Annotated in this window: 15 protein-coding genes and 2 pseudogenes; 9 read left to right on the top strand and 8 right to left on the bottom strand. The window is 66.8% G+C overall.

Going from position 1 to position 15,918, the window contains the following annotated elements; translation table 11 throughout:
- A pseudogene (locus tag QOI01_RS17425) lies at positions 1-360 on the bottom strand (fatty-acid--CoA ligase); the annotation flags it as partial.
- A gap of 192 nt (positions 361-552) precedes the next feature.
- On the opposite strand from QOI01_RS17425, the gene QOI01_RS17420 reads away from it, so the two are divergent.
- The gene (locus QOI01_RS17420; RefSeq protein ID WP_526383060.1) at positions 553-1,686 is read left to right on the top strand and encodes a nitronate monooxygenase; all 1,134 of its coding nucleotides are present in this window, start codon (positions 553-555) and stop codon (positions 1,684-1,686) included.
- A 56-nt stretch (positions 1,687-1,742) separates the two neighbouring features.
- Positions 1,743-2,573 (top strand): glycoside hydrolase family 16 protein, encoded by an 831-nt coding sequence (locus QOI01_RS17415; protein WP_526383058.1) that lies wholly within the window; start codon positions 1,743-1,745, stop codon positions 2,571-2,573.
- Between the two features lie 15 nt (positions 2,574-2,588).
- Here QOI01_RS17415 and QOI01_RS17410 read toward each other — a convergent pair whose 3' ends face one another.
- Positions 2,589-3,137 (bottom strand): TetR/AcrR family transcriptional regulator, encoded by a 549-nt coding sequence (locus QOI01_RS17410; protein ID WP_526383056.1) that lies wholly within the window; start codon positions 3,135-3,137, stop codon positions 2,589-2,591.
- Positions 3,138-3,191: 54 nt separating this feature from the next.
- On the opposite strand from QOI01_RS17410, the gene QOI01_RS17405 reads away from it, so the two are divergent.
- Genes QOI01_RS17405 through QOI01_RS17395 form a run of 3 tightly spaced genes read left to right on the top strand, consistent with a single transcriptional unit; the run spans position 3,192 to position 7,115 of the window.
- The gene (locus tag QOI01_RS17405) at positions 3,192-4,346 is read left to right on the top strand and encodes a DUF2867 domain-containing protein (protein ID WP_526383054.1); all 1,155 of its coding nucleotides are present in this window, start codon (positions 3,192-3,194) and stop codon (positions 4,344-4,346) included.
- A complete protein-coding gene (locus tag QOI01_RS17400) occupies positions 4,301-4,888 on the top strand; it encodes a TetR/AcrR family transcriptional regulator (RefSeq protein WP_526383053.1) in 588 nt (195 codons plus the stop codon). The genes QOI01_RS17405 and QOI01_RS17400 overlap by 46 nt, the downstream gene beginning before the upstream one ends.
- The gene (locus tag QOI01_RS17395; RefSeq protein WP_526383051.1) at positions 4,860-7,115 is read left to right on the top strand and encodes a molybdopterin-dependent oxidoreductase; all 2,256 of its coding nucleotides are present in this window, start codon (positions 4,860-4,862) and stop codon (positions 7,113-7,115) included. The genes QOI01_RS17400 and QOI01_RS17395 overlap by 29 nt, the downstream gene beginning before the upstream one ends.
- A 41-nt stretch (positions 7,116-7,156) precedes the next feature.
- Here QOI01_RS17395 and QOI01_RS17390 read toward each other — a convergent pair whose 3' ends face one another.
- Positions 7,157-7,675 carry a hypothetical protein gene (locus QOI01_RS17390; RefSeq protein WP_526383049.1) on the bottom strand — a complete coding sequence of 173 codons (519 nt, stop codon included), beginning with the start codon at positions 7,673-7,675 and terminating at the stop codon, positions 7,157-7,159.
- 229 nt (positions 7,676-7,904) lie between these two features.
- On the opposite strand from QOI01_RS17390, the gene QOI01_RS17385 reads away from it, so the two are divergent.
- Positions 7,905-9,164: a cytochrome P450 gene (locus QOI01_RS17385; RefSeq protein ID WP_526383047.1), complete on the top strand. Its 1,260-nt coding sequence runs from the start codon at positions 7,905-7,907 to the stop codon at positions 9,162-9,164.
- Here QOI01_RS17385 and QOI01_RS17380 read toward each other — a convergent pair.
- Entirely contained in the window at positions 9,161-9,493 is a 333-nt protein-coding gene (locus tag QOI01_RS17380) for a hypothetical protein (protein ID WP_526383068.1), read from the bottom strand. The two genes, QOI01_RS17385 and QOI01_RS17380, sit on opposite strands and share 4 nt — an antisense overlap.
- 154 nt (positions 9,494-9,647) lie before the next feature.
- On the opposite strand from QOI01_RS17380, the gene QOI01_RS17375 reads away from it, so the two are divergent.
- Together QOI01_RS17375 and QOI01_RS17370 are read left to right on the top strand one after the other, a co-directional pair.
- A complete protein-coding gene (locus QOI01_RS17375; protein ID WP_526383066.1) occupies positions 9,648-10,460 on the top strand; it encodes a helix-turn-helix transcriptional regulator in 813 nt (270 codons plus the stop codon).
- Positions 10,457-11,080, top strand: a complete 624-nt coding sequence (locus QOI01_RS17370) for a peroxidase-related enzyme (protein WP_526383045.1) — start codon at positions 10,457-10,459, stop codon at positions 11,078-11,080. The genes QOI01_RS17375 and QOI01_RS17370 overlap by 4 nt, the downstream gene beginning before the upstream one ends.
- A 3-nt stretch (positions 11,081-11,083) precedes the next feature.
- Here QOI01_RS17370 and QOI01_RS17365 read toward each other — a convergent pair whose 3' ends face one another.
- From QOI01_RS17365 to QOI01_RS17355, 3 genes are all read right to left on the bottom strand, one after another.
- The gene (locus QOI01_RS17365; protein ID WP_526383064.1) at positions 11,084-11,809 is read right to left on the bottom strand and encodes a L,D-transpeptidase; all 726 of its coding nucleotides are present in this window, start codon (positions 11,807-11,809) and stop codon (positions 11,084-11,086) included.
- 79 nt (positions 11,810-11,888) lie between these two features.
- Positions 11,889-12,488, bottom strand: a complete 600-nt coding sequence (locus QOI01_RS17360) for a Pr6Pr family membrane protein (protein WP_526383062.1) — start codon at positions 12,486-12,488, stop codon at positions 11,889-11,891.
- Positions 12,489-12,528: 40 nt separating this feature from the next.
- Complete coding sequence (locus tag QOI01_RS17355; protein WP_526383043.1) at positions 12,529-13,887, bottom strand: DUF7159 family protein; 1,359 nt, start codon at positions 13,885-13,887, stop codon at positions 12,529-12,531.
- Positions 13,888-13,979: 92 nt separating this feature from the next.
- On the opposite strand from QOI01_RS17355, the gene QOI01_RS17350 reads away from it, so the two are divergent.
- Positions 13,980-15,443 carry a peptide MFS transporter gene (locus tag QOI01_RS17350; RefSeq protein ID WP_526383041.1) on the top strand — a complete coding sequence of 488 codons (1,464 nt, stop codon included), beginning with the start codon at positions 13,980-13,982 and terminating at the stop codon, positions 15,441-15,443.
- An 84-nt stretch (positions 15,444-15,527) separates the two neighbouring features.
- Here QOI01_RS17350 and QOI01_RS17345 read toward each other — a convergent pair.
- Positions 15,528-15,918 (bottom strand): annotated as a pseudogene (locus QOI01_RS17345) (hypothetical protein); the annotation flags it as partial.

Below are 15,918 nucleotides of genomic sequence, written 5' to 3'. Positions count from 1 at the left end.
CGAGACCATGACCTCAGGGGCCGAGGGCTCGGTCTCCTCGGTGAGCGCGAGTCGCTCGAGCTCTTCGCCGGCGAAGACGGCCGGAATGTCCTCGACGCCGACGGCGTCGAACCACTCGAAGAAGGTGCGCGAACGCAGGAGCTCGAGTACCGGCTCGCGGGCGTGGATGGCCATCATCACCAGCACCCGTCCCGGCTCGGTGGTCGACTCGTAGACCAGCACGTGGTGCGCCCCAAGGTCGGCGAGGGCTTGGGTTCTGCGCTCGAGCAGCGGTCCGACGCGGTCGGGGTGCGATACCCGGTAGTCCGAGGCGAGCACGAGCGAATGGTTGAGCCAGTGCGTCACGGCTTCGCCCTTCAACTTCGCAAGTCCTCCGACGACACGATCAGGTGTGTCAATGCTGTTGGCGCAAAACGGTAATGGCACTCCCCCCCAATGTCGAGCGCGGACGGATCGTCGATACGTCGCCCAGTCGCCAACGGCGCGCCTGCGGAGTACTAAACTAGAACACGTTTCAGTTCGTCCCCCGCCCCACTTCGAGGAGCAAGCAAGATGCACACTCCCCTCTGTGATCAGCTCGGCATCGAGTTTCCGATCTTCGCGTTCACGCACTGCCGAGACGTCGTCGTCGCCGTCAGCAAGGCCGGAGGATTCGGCGTGCTCGGCGCGGTGGGCTTCACGCCCGAGCAGCTCGAGGTCGAGCTCACCTGGATCGACGAGCACATCGGCGACCACACCTACGGAGTCGACATCGTGATCCCCAACGAGTACGAAGGCATGGACGCGAACCTATCGGCCGACGAACTGGCGAAGATGCTGGTCGACATGGTGCCGCAGGAGCACCTCGATTTCGCCCGCAAGGTACTCACCGACCACGGCGTGCCGCTCGTTGCGGAGGACAATGAGAGCACGTTGCAACTGCTGGGCTGGACCGAGGCGACCGCCACACCCCAGGTCGAGGTCGCGCTCAAGCATCCGAAGATGACGCTGATCGCCAACGCACTCGGCACCCCGCCTGCCGACATGATTTCCCACATCCATGCCGAGGGTCGCAAGGTCGCCGCGCTCTGCGGGTCGCCGAGCCAGGCGCGCAAGCACGCCGACGCGGGCGTTGACATCATCATCGCCCAGGGCGGCGAGGCGGGCGGGCACTCCGGTGAGGTCGGTTCGATCGTGCTGTGGCCGCAGGTCGTCAAGGAGGTTGCGCCCGTTCCGGTGCTCGCCGCGGGCGGCATCGGCAGCGGACAGCAGATCGCCGCGGCACTGGCCCTCGGCACCCAGGGTGCATGGACGGGCTCCCAGTGGCTGATGGTCGAGGAGGCCGAGAACACCCCGGTCCAGCAGGCTGCCTACGTCAAGGCGGGTAGCCGCGACACCGTGCGCAGCCGCTCGTTCACCGGCAAGCCCGCGCGGATGCTGCGCAACGACTGGACCGAGGCCTGGGAGAACCCCGACAACCCGAAGCCGCTGGGCATGCCGCTGCAGTTCATGGTCTCCGGCCTTGCGGTGGCGGCCACGCACAAGTACCCCAACGAGACGGTGGACGTCGCCTTCAACCCCGTCGGGCAGGTGGTCGGTCAGTTCACCAAGGTCGAGAAGACCTCGGCGGTCATCGAACGCTGGGTCCAGGAGTATCTCCAGGCCACCGGCACTCTGAACGACCTCAACGAGGCCGCAGGAGCCTGAGGTCGCTCGCGCCCGGGATTTGCGCTCGGTCCGACCGAAGGCTTCTATGTGTAGTCGTGCCTGAGATTGATCGACGCCGGATGATGTTCATGACGGGAATCGGCGCCCTGGCGGCCGCCATCTCCCTCCCCGAGGCCGGGGCCTCCCCCGTGGACCGCGTGCCCGCACCCGCCGCGCCACCGGCCAAGTACCTCTTCCAGGACGAGTTCGACGGCCCGGCCGGCTCGGCGCCCGACGCCTCCAATTGGGAGGTGGCGCTGGCGCGGGAGGACATGGAGGACCCGACGTACTGGGAGCTGCCGGGCAACGTCGGGCAGTACCGCGACGATCGGCGCAACGTCTTCATCGACGGCAAGTCCAACCTCGTCTTCCACGCCGCCAAGGACGGCAACACGTTCTACAGCGGCAAGCTGTTCGGCAAGTACCGCGGACCCATCGGGACCACCTGGGAAGCTCGGATCAAGCTGAACTGCCTCACTCCCGGCGCCTGGCCGGCCTGGTATCTGGCCAACAACGACCCCGTCAACGGCGGCGAAGTCGACATCATGGAGAGGTACGGCAACGGCAGCTGGGCCCCTGGAACCACCGTCCACGCGAAGTTGAACGGCGGGGAACACTCGAGCCACACCATCGCGGTGGACAGCGGCTGGCACAACTGGCGCACCCAGTGGGATGCGAACGGGATCCGGTTCTGGAAGGACTACGTCGACGGCGCGCAACCGTACTTCGACGTCCCGGCCAGCGCCCTGCCGGACTGGCCGTTCAACGCCCCGGGTTACACGCTGTTTCCGATACTGAATCTTGCGGTCGCCGGTTCCGGGGGTGGCGATCCCGGAGCAGGCAAGTACCCGGCCGACATGCTGGTCGATTGGGTTCATGTCTGGTAGGCCCGACGACGGGCGCTAGTCCAGCAGTCTCGCGGTGGCGCGCCTCAGTACCAGGGCCCGGCCGCGACCGCCGTGGTCCGCGGCGACGAAGTGGTTGCCGATGGCCAACGAAAATGCCAGCAGTGCAACGGCTTCCACGTCATCGGGGTCGTCGTGCAACGTCGCGATCTGGGTGCGGAGATAGGCCATCCGGCTGTTGTCCACGCGCTTCAGCCGCGCGGCGACCGCGGTGTCCCTTCTGGACCAGTCCCTGACCGCGAGGTCGATGGGCAGCAGCGTCTCGGAGAACGTCAGCATGCCCGCGTGTGCGACCTTGGCGCGGGCATCGCCGCCCTCGCGCTCGACCCGTTCCAGCACCTCGTCGGTGCTGCGGCGTTCCCAGGTGTCGAGCAACTCGTCGAGAAACGCCGGCCTGCTGTCGAACTGGTGATAGAAGCCACCACGCGACACCCCGAGGGTCTGCGCGAGGACGTCGACCCGCACGGCGTCCGGCCCTCCGTCGGCGAGCGCCATCAGGCCGGCGTCGATCCACGCCTCGCGGGACGTGCGGGTGGGTGCGGGCACTGAAATCCTTCGAATCCGGTTGACGACGAGCGAAGTTGAAGCATACAGTAGTGTATGTTAATCTCGACGACGAGGTTGCCCGGCGCGTCGTTCGCCGCGCGGCCCTGGAGGATCAAGGAGTTCGTCCACGACTTCGACGTGCTGGACGTGTGGGCGCTGCCAACCCCGGGTGGGCGCGATGACTTCGGCCGACTGACCGCGACCGTCACCTCGTTCGACCCCGCCCATGCGTCACCGGTCGTGCGCGCATTGTTCGCGATCAGACGGGCGCTGGGGCGGATGTTCAGCTTGGATGGTCCGACCGATGGAATCGATTCCCGCATAACCGGTTTGCAGGCGCAGTTGCCCGAAGACCTGAGGAACTCCTTCCCTGCCGACGCCTCGACGGGGCCGTTCAGCCCGCTGTACGCGACCGCAGACGAAGCTGCGCTGCAGATCGCCAACCGCACCGTCCACGGCGTCGTGCACCTGGGCTGGGTGCCCGACGGCGACGGCGGATACCGCGGTGAGATGGCGGTGCTCGTCAGGCCGAACGGGATGCTGGGCGCCACCTACCTGACGGCGATCGCGCCATTGCGGCACCTCGTCGTCTACCCGGCGATGGTCCGCTCGCTCGCGCGGCGATGGCGGGACCAGACCCAGGACCGCGTCGTGGTCACGCAGATCGACGTGCCGGTCGACGTCCGCGGGCTCAGCACCCTGCCCCGCATCGACTACGCCGACGCGTTCCTCGTGCGGACCGGCTCGTCGCCGGAGTGGTCCGCCGAACGATGGGCAAGGGCGATCCTGGAGGACGCGCCCGCGCCCATGCAATCCCGGTTGCTCTCGGGCTGGAAGATGCTCGGCCTGAAGGTCGGCTCCAATGCCGGGGTCGGGTCGGGCGCGGTGCTCGGTTGGTCGGTACGGCGCAGCACGCCCGAGGTCGTACTGCTCGCAGCCGACTCGCGCATCGGCATGCCAGGCCAACTCCTCATCATGATCAGGCCGGAAGGGCTGCTGTTCGCCACGTTCCTGCAGCACCGCACCGTCGCGACCCGTGCGGTGTGGGCAGCCGTCGAGCGCACCCACGTCGAGGTGGTGCACACGCTTCTGGAGCGTGCCACCCTCCGCGAGGGGGCTATGTATGATGCTCTACATAACCTCTCGCCAAAGGAGACCGCGACGTGGTCAGCCCCCGCGACCGGATGGTCGCCTCAGCAGCAGTCCTGATACGCGAACGCGGCGCCCATTCGACGGCGATATCGGACGTCCTCGAACTCAGCGGTGCCCCTCGAGGCTCGGCATATCACTACTTCCCAGGCGGGCGTACGCAATTGCTCTGCGAGGCCGTCGACTTCGCGAGCGACCACGTCGCCGCACGGATCTCCCGCGCTGCGACCGGTCTCGACGTCCTCGACGAAATCATCGCCGGGTTCCGAACACAGCTGATCGAGAGCGAGTACCGAGCGGGATGCCCGGTGGTGGCCGTCGCCGTCGAGGCAGGCGACTCCGGCAAGGCCGACAACGCCGCGGTGCTCGAGCGAGCCGGGGCCGCATTCATGCGCTGGACCGACCTGATCGCCCAACGGCTCTCCGACGACGGCATGGCGGGCGACCGTGCGGCCGAAATCTCAATGCTGGTCACGGCTGCCGTCGAGGGTGCCGTCGTGATCGCCAGAGCTACCCGCGACGTCGGCCCCCTCGATTCCACCCACCGCCAGCTACGAGTACTTCTGCAGGATGATGAGAGGAGCCCGAGACGTGACGGGTGAATGGCAACCGACCGCGTGCATCCTGTGCGAGTGCAATTGTGGCGTCGTCGTACAGGTCGAGGATCGCCGGCTCATCAAGATCCGCGGCGACAAGGAGCATCCCGCGTCGCAGGGCTACACGTGCAACAAGGCGCTGCGACTCGACCACTACCAGAACAGCCGCAACCGGCTGACTTCGCCGTTGCGAAGGCGCGCCGACGGCAGCTACGAGGAGATCGACTGGGACACCGCCATCGTTGAGATCGCCGAGGGCTTCTCGAAGATCCGCGACGAGCACGGTGGCGACAAGATCTTCTACTACGGAGGTGGCGGGCAGGGCAACCATCTCGGCGGCGCCTACAGCGGGGCGTTCCTCAAGGCGATCGGATCGCGCTACCGGTCCAATGCGTTGGCACAGGAGAAGACCGGTGAGCACTGGGTCGACGCCCACCTCTACGGCGGTCACACCCGCGGCGAGTTCGAGCATGCCGAGGTGTCGGTGTTCATCGGGAAGAACCCGTGGATGTCCCAGAGCTTTCCGCGGGCGCGAGTGGTGCTCAACGAGATCGCGAAGGATCCGACGCGCTCGATGATCGTGATCGACCCCGTGGTGACCGACACCGCCAAGCTCGCGGACTTCCATCTTCGCGTGCGCCCTGGCACCGACGCATGGTGCCTGGCGGCGCTGGCCGCCGTGCTGGTGCAGGAGAAGCTCTGCGACGAGGTCTTTCTCGCCGAGCACGTCAACGGCGTCCAGCCCGTGCGCGAGGCCTTGGCCGACGTGCCGGTCGGCGAGTACTCCCAGCGGTGCGGCGTGGACGAGGATCTGCTGCGCGCCGCATCCCGCAGGATCGCGGCTGCCGACAGCGTGTCCGTGTTCGAGGACCTCGGCATCCAGCAGGCGCCCAACAGCACGCTCTGCTCGTATCTGAACAAGCTGCTGTGGATTCTCACCGGCAACTTCGCCAAACGTGGTGCGCAGCATCTACATTCGTCGCTCGCGCCACTGTTCGCCGCCGGCGGTGTCGGCCGGACGCCGGTCACGGGTGCTCCGATCATCGCAGGTCTGGTGCCGAGCAATGTGGTGCCGCAGGAGATCCTGACAGACCATCCCGCCCGCTTCCGCGGAATGATCGTCGAGAGCAGCAACCCCGCGCACTCGGTCGCCGATTCGGTCGCGGTGCGTGCGGCACTCGAATCGCTGGACCTGTTGGTCGTGATCGACGTCGCCATGACCGAGACGGCCCGGCTCGCCGACTACGTGCTTCCCGCGGCGAGTCAGTTCGAGAAGCCGGAGGCGACCTTCTTCAACCTCGAGTTCCCGCACAACACGTTTCACCTCCGCCATCCCGTGCTCGACCCGTTGCCGGGGACGCTGGCCGAACCCGAGATCTGGGCACGGTTGGTTCGCACACTCGGCGTCGTCGACGATGCCGAGTTGACGCCGCTTCGCCGTGCCGCCGCGGAGGGACTCGATGCCTACACCCAGGCCTTCCTCGTGGCTGTGAGCGCGAACCCGGCGATGGGTCGAGTCCTGCCGTTTGTCCTGTACGAGACGCTCGGACCGTCGCTTCCCGACGGACTGGCAGGTGCGGCCGCGCTCTGGGGTCTCGCCCAGAAGACGGCGATGGCCTATCCGGATGCGGTGCGGCGGGCCGGACACGCCGATGGCAACGCGTTGTTCGAGGCGATCCTCACCGGCCGGTCGGGGGTGACCTTCACCGTGCACGAGTACTCCGATGACTACCTACTCATCACTCACTCCGATCGCAGGATTGCGGTCGAGATACCGGAGATGCTGGACGAGATCCGAGCGCTACGCTCCGAGCGCAGTGAGCACACGAGCGCGGAGTTCCCCATGGTGCTGTCCGCTGGGGAACGACGTGCGTACACCGCCAACGACATCCTGCGCAACCCGGGCTGGCGCAAGCGGGATGTCGACGGAGCGCTGCGGATAAGCCCGCAGGACGCCGTCGCCATCGGCCTCTCTGACGGCGGTCGCGCTCGGATCACGACGGTGGCGGGCACCGCCGAGGCCACCGTGGAAATCAGTGACGCGATGCTGGCCGGGCACGTATCCCTGCCCAATGGATACGGCGTCGACTACATCGAGGCAGACGGCAGTCGCACCGTCCCCGGCGTCGCGCCCAACGCACTCACGTCGACGGAGTGGCGCGATGCGTACGCCGGGACGCCGTGGCACAAACACGTGCCCGCGCGAGTGGAAGCGGTCCCTCTCGCTTTTTAGAACGCGCGGTATCTGGATCGCGCAGCACCGCGCCGGGCCGTTTACGGAGTCGGCGGAAGTGGGTCGCCCGGAGGAGGCGGCGCCGGGAGGGCCGGCGCCATCGCAGGCGCCTGCGCGGGATCGGCCGGAGTGATCGGAACGTTCGGGCCGGGAGCCTGATCTGGGTAGGGGGTGTTCATGCCACGCTGCGCGAGGCCCATCACCAGCGCTTCCTTGGCGCTGATCTCGTGGTTCTGGACCGCCTGCCACAGGTCCTTCAGATAGCTGACGTTCGGCGAGTCATTGTCCTGGGGCACCATCGTCGAACCCGGTGGCAGGGCATCGGGGCTGGCGAGGTGGGGCATCCCGTTCGGCGGCAGCGTCGCGGCGTCCGTGTCCGCGGACTGCACGGTGGCGGCCGACGGGGGCGCGGGGGCGGTGCCACTGACCGGCGCCGGTGGGATGGTGGGTTGCACCGGGTCGGCGCCTGCCGGTGGCGCGGTCGCCATCACCGCCAGGAAGAGACCCGCCGAGCAGCTTGCCAGCGCTGCCGCAACCTTGGTCGTCTCGGTCGACTTCATTTGCCAACCCCTTCCCGTGTGGCCTCGGGGACTGATGGTGCTAGTGGGTCAATCCAGAATCTCTCCATTTTCGTTACAGCGCAATCCCTGATGCATGGCGAATCTGAATCGGACAGTCGGCGGTAACACGTTCTACTCGTGAGTTTCCGAAACCCGCCCGACACCCGCGACCAGTGGTGTAGCAATGCATTATCCAACTAGATCACGTCGTCACGAGGAGTCCTCGAACATGCCGAATGTTGCGACCAGTCCGAATTTGCCAGCCGGATTCGACTTCACCGATCCCGACATCTACGCCGAACGCCTGCCGGTCGCCGAGTTGGCCGAGATGCGCAAGGTCGCCCCGATCTGGTGGAACGAACAGGCGGTGGACAAGGGCGGGTTCGGTGATGGAGGCTACTGGGTGGTCACCAAGCACAAGGACGTCAAGGAGGTGTCACGCCGCAGCGACGTCTTCTCGAGCCTGGAGAAGACCGCACTGCCGCGATACCCCGACGGCACCGTGGATGCCCAGATAGAGACCGGCAAGTTCGTTTTGCTCAACATGGACGCGCCACACCACACCCATCTGCGCAAGATCGTGTCGCGCGCGTTCACCCCGCGGGCGGTCGAACGGTTGCGGGAAGAGTTGGCCGAGCGCGCGCGCGACATCGCGAACCGAGCGGCTGCCGGGGGATCCGGCGACTTCGTCGAACAGGTCTCCTGCGAACTACCCCTGCAGGCCATCGCCGGCTTGATGGGTGTGCCGCAGGAAGACCGGATGAAGCTGTTTCACTGGTCCAACCAGATGGTCGGCGACATGGATCCCGAGTTCGCGAACAACGACGCCAACAGCGCCTCTGTCGAGCTGATCACCTACGGCATGCAGCTTGCAGCCGAGCGGGCCAACACGCCCGGCGAGGATCTCGTCACGAAGCTGGTTCAGGCCGACGTCGAGGGCCACAAGCTCTCCGATGACGAGCTTGGCTTCTTCGTCATCCTGCTGGCGGTCGCGGGCAACGAGACCACCCGCAATTCGATCACCCAGGGCATGCTGGCCTTCTCCGAATTCCCCGACCAGTGGGAGCTGTTCAAGAGGGAACGTCCCGGCACCAGCGCCGACGAGATCGTCCGGTGGGCCACCCCGGTCACGTCGTTTCAGCGCACCGCGCTGGAGGACACCGAGTTGGACGGCGTGCAGATCAAGAAGGGTCAGCGGGTGGTCATGATGTACCGCTCCGCCAACTTCGACGAGGACGTCTTCGACGATCCGTACACGTTCAACATCCTGCGGGACCCCAACCCGCACGTCGGATTCGGCGGCACCGGGGCGCACTACTGCATCGGCACCAACCTGGCCCGGATGACCATCGACCTGATGTTCAACGCGATCGCCGACGCCATGCCCGACCTGACCTCGCTGGCCAAGCCCGAACGTTTGCGGTCGGGTTGGCTCAACGGCATCAAGCACTGGCAGGTCGACTACACCGGATCGTCCGCCGTTCACTAGGTGTTCCGCGCCGTCGTGACACTCGGCGCATCGTCGTAGTCGATGATCGAGCGCCAGTAATCCTCGGGAATCTCGGCGCCCGAACGCATGACGAGGGCGAGTCCGGTCGCCATCGCGATGCCGAGAAGGCCCAGCCACGCGCCAGCCAGCGCGATGACCACCCACAGGGCGGTGGTGACGGCCGGCCACGGGGACACCACGGCCAGCGCGGGCGCAAAGAAGAAGCCCAGCCCGACGTACCAGGACGAGCCGGCGCGGTCGGACACCAGCACGAAGCGCAGCCATCTGGGGATCGGCGTGGCGGCCGTGGCATCCCGGTCGGTCCGCATCATGGTTCCTCTCATTCGGAGTGTCACTGTCCACGGTGCCGACTCTGAGGTAGGTGCGGCAATTACCTCCGACGTAGTGGATTGAGACGCTTGCGCGGATGAGACTGTGGACGTGACGACGGCTCGGGTTCAGACTCCCCCGTTCGGGACGTTGATGCGTCAATGGCGGCAACGGCGCCGACTCAGTCAGCTCGACCTGGCCATCGAGGCGGACGTGTCATCACGTCACGTCAGCTTCATCGAGACCGGGCGCTCCGTGCCCAGTCGGGCCATGGTGCTGCGCCTGGCGGCGGTGCTCGACGTGCCACTGCGCGAACAGAATCAGTTGCTGCTTGCCGCGGGCCTGGCGCCGGTCTACGCGGAGCGTTCGTTGTCGGACCCCGACATGGCGGCGGTGCGCGATGGCCTCGACACGGTCCTCGGGGCGTACGAGCCCTATCCGTGCATCGCGGTCGACCGGAGTTGGAACATCGTGGCGGCCAACGCGGGCGCCGGGATGCTGCTGCAGGGCGTCGCACCTCGCCTGCTGGATCCGCCGAACGCACTGCGCATCTCGCTGCACCCGGCCGGTCTGGCACCGCGCATCCGCAACCTCGGACAGTGGCGTCACCACGTCATCGGTCGCCTGCGGCGAGAGGTGGCGGTCAGCGGCTCGGACGCGCTGGCGGAGCTACTGACCGAGATCGATTCCTATCCAGGCGGATTCGACGCGACTCCCGATCTGGGCGGCGTGGTGGTCCCGCTGCGACTGGAGGGACCAGACGGGGTGGTCCTGACCTTCCTGAGCACCGTGACCACGTTCGGCACCGCGCTGGACCTCACGGCAGCGGAGTTGAGCATCGAGGCCTTCCTGCCCGCCGACGAGGCGACGGCGGCGGCGCTGCGCCGACCCGTCCCACAAGCGTTTGGATCTGCCGGTGCGCAATCCTTGTCGAACGCACCCCCGCCACCCATCGTCGAGGCATGACCGCGACTGCCGACGCCCCGGCCCAGCCCGCCTCTCCCCTGACTCCTGACCGCATCTCACGACTGAGGGTGCCCGAGCTCGACGAGCTGTCCACGCCAGCAGTCAAGGGCTTCTTCTCCCACCAGCAGCGCGAGGAAGGATTGACGTCCAACTGGTTTCGCGCACTCTCACTCAACGAGGGCGACCTCGGGCGCCTCAATGCCTACCTGCTGCCGTTGCTCGGCACGGACGGCCGCGCCGGCCTGACCGCCCGCGAGCGTGAGGTGATCGCGACGGTCGTCTCGGGTGAGAACCGGTGCTCCTACTGCCACACCAACCACGCCAACAAGTTGGGCAAGGTGGCTGGCGACTGGTCGTTCGGTCAGCGCGTCGCCATCGACCATCACCAGGTCGCCGAACTCACCGACCGCGAGCGGGCGCTGGCCGACCTGGCCGTCGCGGTGAACGGCAATCCCCAGTCGATTCGCGACACCGACCTCGACGCGCTGCGCGGTCTCGGGCTCACCGACAACGAGATCCTGGAGGGCATCTCGATCGCGGCCTTCATCGGCGCCACCAACCGGATCGGCATCGCGCTGTCGGTGCCGCCGAACCCCGAGTACACCGGAGTGCCGAAGTAAGCGTTAGGCCTGGACGATGATCGGGTCACCGATGCTGACGTTGTCGTAGTACCAGGCGGCGTTGTCGGGGCTGAGGTTGATGCAGCCGTGGCTGACGTTGGAGTTGCCCTGTGATGCCACCGACCACGGGGCCGAGTGCACGTAGACACCGCCCCAGGTGACGCGAACCGCGTTGTACACGGTGAGCTTGTAGCCCTCGGGGTCACTCAGCGGAATGCCGATGGTCCGCGAGTCCATGATCACGGGAGACTGCTTCTCCAGCGCGGTGAACGAGCCGATGGGGGTGGGGTGCTTGGGCTTGCCCATTGAAGCGGGCATCTGTCGCGCCACCTGACCGTCGACGCTCACCGTGAACGTGTGCGCGTTCACATCGGCGACGCCGACCACCTGAGCACCCGCCTCGAAGCTGGTCTTCGCGCCGCCCACAGATAGCGAGATCGTGGAGTGCGCGGGCCAGTAACTGCTCGGGTTCCATTGCAAGACATCGTTCTTCAGCCACACGAAGTTGCCCTGCGGGGCATTCGGTGAAGCGATCTGAAACGAACGCTCCGCAGCTGCGCGGTCGGGAACGGGTTCGGCGAACGTCACCGTGACGGGCATGGCGACGCCGACGACCTGCCCTGGACCGGGCGAGATGGTGGCAACGGAAACGGGGCTGGGTGCCGCCGCAAGGCCGGTGGTCGTCGTGCCGCTCAGCAGAAGGGTCGAAATTCCCGCCACCGACAACACATGTCGCAGAGCTATACGCAAGTGACCAACCTCCGAATGTCGGGAATGATTGACTGAATGATAGTTCGGTTCTCGAGTACTAAGCGTTAGCCGACTCATATCCCCGGTCGCTTTGCTCCTGTCCACCGTATCTATGGCGAGCCACCGCCAGCAGAAGGTAACCAAGGGCCAGGAATCCGGTGGCGAGCAGGGCGACGTTCACCGCGACCGCCCCGAGCCCGACACTGCCCGGGTCGAGGAAGTAGTACGGAGCGCGGCGGCCAGCGCGGTTCAGCACCACCAGCGCCAGTCCCAGATAGGCGGCCGGATAGACCAGCCACGCGAACGGCTGCCACCACCGTGCGGTGCCGCGACCGATCACCAACCAATCCGCGACCGCCAGGATCGGCACGACGACGTGGAGCAGGAAGTTGGCAGGTGTGTAGCCCATGCTGCGCCCAGTGAGGAGGAGGTTCCAGATCACCCCCGCGACCACGACGTATAGCACGACGGCGCCACGGAGTCCGGTGCGGCGGTCAGCACGCGGCGAGAACAGCGTCCACGCGTAGTACCCCGCCGCCAGGATGTTGGCCTGGTAGGTGAAGGTGATCAATCGCCAGACCACGCCGGACCTCGAGCTGAATTCGGCAACGGCGAGAGCGAGCACCACGGCGAGCACGATGGTCGCGCGGATCGCCATGCACAGGACCGCGCTGTTCGTCGGCACCGGTGTCGTCAAATCAGTTGTCGTTGCCGGGTGTCAGCCGTTCCTTGATGCGGGTGAGAATGCCTGGCTTCTTGGTCGGGATGGGATCGACCGGCGGCGGTGCCACGTAGGGCGGAAGCGGCGTGTCGGCGGGCGGCGTGTCGGCGGGCGGCGTGTCGGCGGGCGGAGCGACGAGCCCGGGATCCACCACCGGCACGTCGGCGGACGGAGCGGAGGGGTCCGAAGCCGGCAATTGATCGACCGACGGCGCCTCGGCCGGCACGTCGGCGACGGCGACCGGCGGCTCCTCGTACACGGGCGGGAGCGACTCGGGCGGAGGCGGTGGGGGTGCCGCCTCAACGATCGGGGCGGGCGGAATCGCCACCGGTGGTGGCATGGCAGGGGGACTCGGCCTGACCGCCAAGGCCGGACGTTCGGCCTTCGCCGCGGGCACCGGACTGGGTTGCGCCTCCCGGGTCGGCGACAGCTGGAGGCTGATCGCGATCGACACCGACACGACGAACGTCACGAGTCCGGCCGCCAACATCGCAACCGGGCCGACACTCGACCGAGCACGACGGCGTTTCGGCGGCCGCCCGGCGACGCGATGGCGACCGGAGTCGGCAGCGACCGCCCCGTCCTGGAAGTCGTCGAACAGGTGCAGCGGCATGTCCGTGCTCTGGGCCGAGGCCAGCGCCGCGCCGCGGGCCAGCGCCAGCTTGGCCTCCTCCGGTGCGAACACCGGGACCGACAGCGCGTCCTCGAGCAGGTGGAGGATCGACTCGAAACCACCCGCCGAACCGACGACGACGAGCGCCTCTGGCGCCCAGTCTGCGCGGGTGAAGACCGTGCTCAGCCAGCTGATCAGGGCTTCATCGCACGTGATGTCGTGGTTGAACGCCGTCTGCACGGCCCCGTCGATGGTGTTGACGACCAACGTGATCACCGAGTCGGGTTCGATGACGCATACCGCCGTCGTCGCATATCCGAGCACCTCGGCGATTCCGCGGGCCAATGCCTCGGTGGCCTCCGGCATGCGGATGGCCACCACGTTGTCGAAACCCGAGTCCGACAGCGACTTCATGAGCATCGAGGCCTGCACGTCGGCGTCCTCACTCCACGTCACCCCGATGGAGTGCAGCCGAAGCCCCCGCGTCGCGGCAATCGCCTCCGTCCGCAACACCGCCGCAGTCGCCTGTTCAGAGCTCTGGATGGCGCCGTTCGCAACGGCGAAGGTGTCGCGATCCATCGTCGCGCCATCAGCGTCTTGGCCTTCGACGAGAACCAAACCGACGGACGTCGGAGTCATAGACAAGCCGAGGACAGCGTCCACATGTACCCCTTCGGACCCACGAGGCGACCACCCTCGGGCAGCACCAGCGTGGTCGATCATTCCGCGCGACATTACCCGTTCACCCGATACCGGGCACGTCGGGGCACGGCGAACTCGACGAAATCTGGCCGTCGTCGTGGAAGGGTGGCGGCGTGACGGAAGGACGAACAGAAGGTCAGACGGCGACGCGGACGGTGTTCGGCCACCCCATCGGGTTGGTGAATCTGTTCGGCGTCGAGTTGTGGGAGCGCTTCTCGTTCTACGGGATGCTGACGATCCTCGGCTACTACCTCTACTACTCGGTCACCGACGGCGGGCTGGGCCTTCCGCAGAGCACGGGCACGGGCATCGTCGGCGCGTACGGCGGGTTGGTCTACCTGTCGACCGTGCTCGGCGGCTGGGTGGCCGACCGACTCCTCGGCATGGAGCGCACCGTGTTCTACGGCGGCGTGGTGGTCATGCTCGGACACCTCGCGCTGGCGATCCTGCCCGGCCTCGCGGGCGTCGGCACCGGGTTGCTGCTGGTGGCACTTGGCTCCGGTGCGCTCAAGGCGAACGCCTCGTCGCTGCTGGGCACCCTGTACGACAAGGGTGACGCGCGCGCCGACGGTGGATTCACGCTGTTCTATCTCGGCATCAATCTGGGGGCGTTCGTCGGCCCGTTGATCACCGGTCTCCTGCAGACCAGCGTCGGCTTCCATTGGGGATTTGGCGCCGCCGCCGTCGGCATGGCATTGGGCCTAGGACAGTACGTCGTGTTCCGACGCAACCTCGGCACGCACGGTCGTGACGTGCCGAATCCCCTGCCGCGCAACAAAATTGCGGTATACCTCGGCGTGTTGGTCGTCACCCTCGCGGTCGTCGCAGCCGTGCTGGCCACCGGGCTCGTGACCTTGGCCAACCTCTCCCAGGTCACGACGGGGGTGATCATCGCCGCCTCGGTCGCGTACTTCATCGTGATGCTCCGGAGCCCCAAAGTGGAAGCGGTAGAACGCACCCGGGTGCAGGCGTTCATCCCGCTGTTCATCGCGAACGCGGTCTTCTGGTCGCTCTTCCAGCAGATCTTCACCGTGCTGGCGGTTTACTCCGACGAGCGGATGAACTGGTCGATATTCGGGTGGACGGCTCCGTCGAGCTGGATCGGGTCCATCGAGCCGGTGTGGATCATCCTGCTTTCCCCCGTCTTCGCCGCGATGTGGACCCGCCTCGGCAACCGTGCGCCCACCACGCCGCGCAAGTTCGCCTACGGCGTGATCGGCATGGGCGTGGCCTTCCTTCTGTTCCTCCCCATGGCGGGAACGACGGGCAGGGCGGTGCCCGCGCTCCTGGTCGCCGCCATCCTGGCCGTGTTCGCCGTGTCCGAGCTGATGATCTCGCCGATTGGGCTATCGGTCACGACCAAGCTTGCCCCGCAAGCCTTCCGGGCGCAGATGATGGCGCTCTACTTCTTCTCGGTCGGCATCGGCACCTCGATGTCCGGTGTGTTGGCCGGCTATTACGACCCCTCGAGCGAGTTCGCCTACTTCGGAATCATCGGTGTCGTCGCCATCGTCGTCGGCTGCGTGGTGATGGCGCTGAGCGGATGGGTGAGCCGTCTCATGGAGGGCGTGCACTAGTGCCTGAGTCCACACACAACTTCTGGGCGATCGGGGTATTGCTTGAATCGCCCTCGCAGGCAACGACTATTCGACAGTGTTGCGCTACGGCCTGTGCGCTCGTGGGCCGACGAGCCCGCGGGCATGAGCCAGGTCTATTGGCCGATGGCGGGTTGAGGACTCGGGACACCAGAACGGTGGGGTGGTGTCGGGGGTTGCTTGTTCGGCTTCTGCGACTGCACCTTCGGCTGCGACTGCGGCTGCGGCTGCGGTTCGGTTGAGTTCGCGTTCGTCGTTGATGCGGCGGGCCCGGTCTTGGGTGCGGGTCGTGCTGCGGCGCGGCATCCTCAACCCGACGGTGTGGGCCGCCCGAGCGGGCACGTCGACGGGAACGACCGGTGCTGTCGGTTGGCACAGTTCTGGGAACAGCAGCCGACTCCCCGGGGTGGTGGTGTAGGTCTGCCCGTCGGGTGCGGTCCAGATGACGGTCCCGTCG

Source organism: Mycobacterium sp. (assembly GCF_032162605.1).
Classification (GTDB): Bacteria; Actinomycetota; Actinomycetes; order Mycobacteriales; family Mycobacteriaceae; genus Mycobacterium.
The sequence above is the reverse complement of the archived record's forward strand: the minus strand, read 5'-3'. Positions and strand labels throughout refer to the sequence as shown.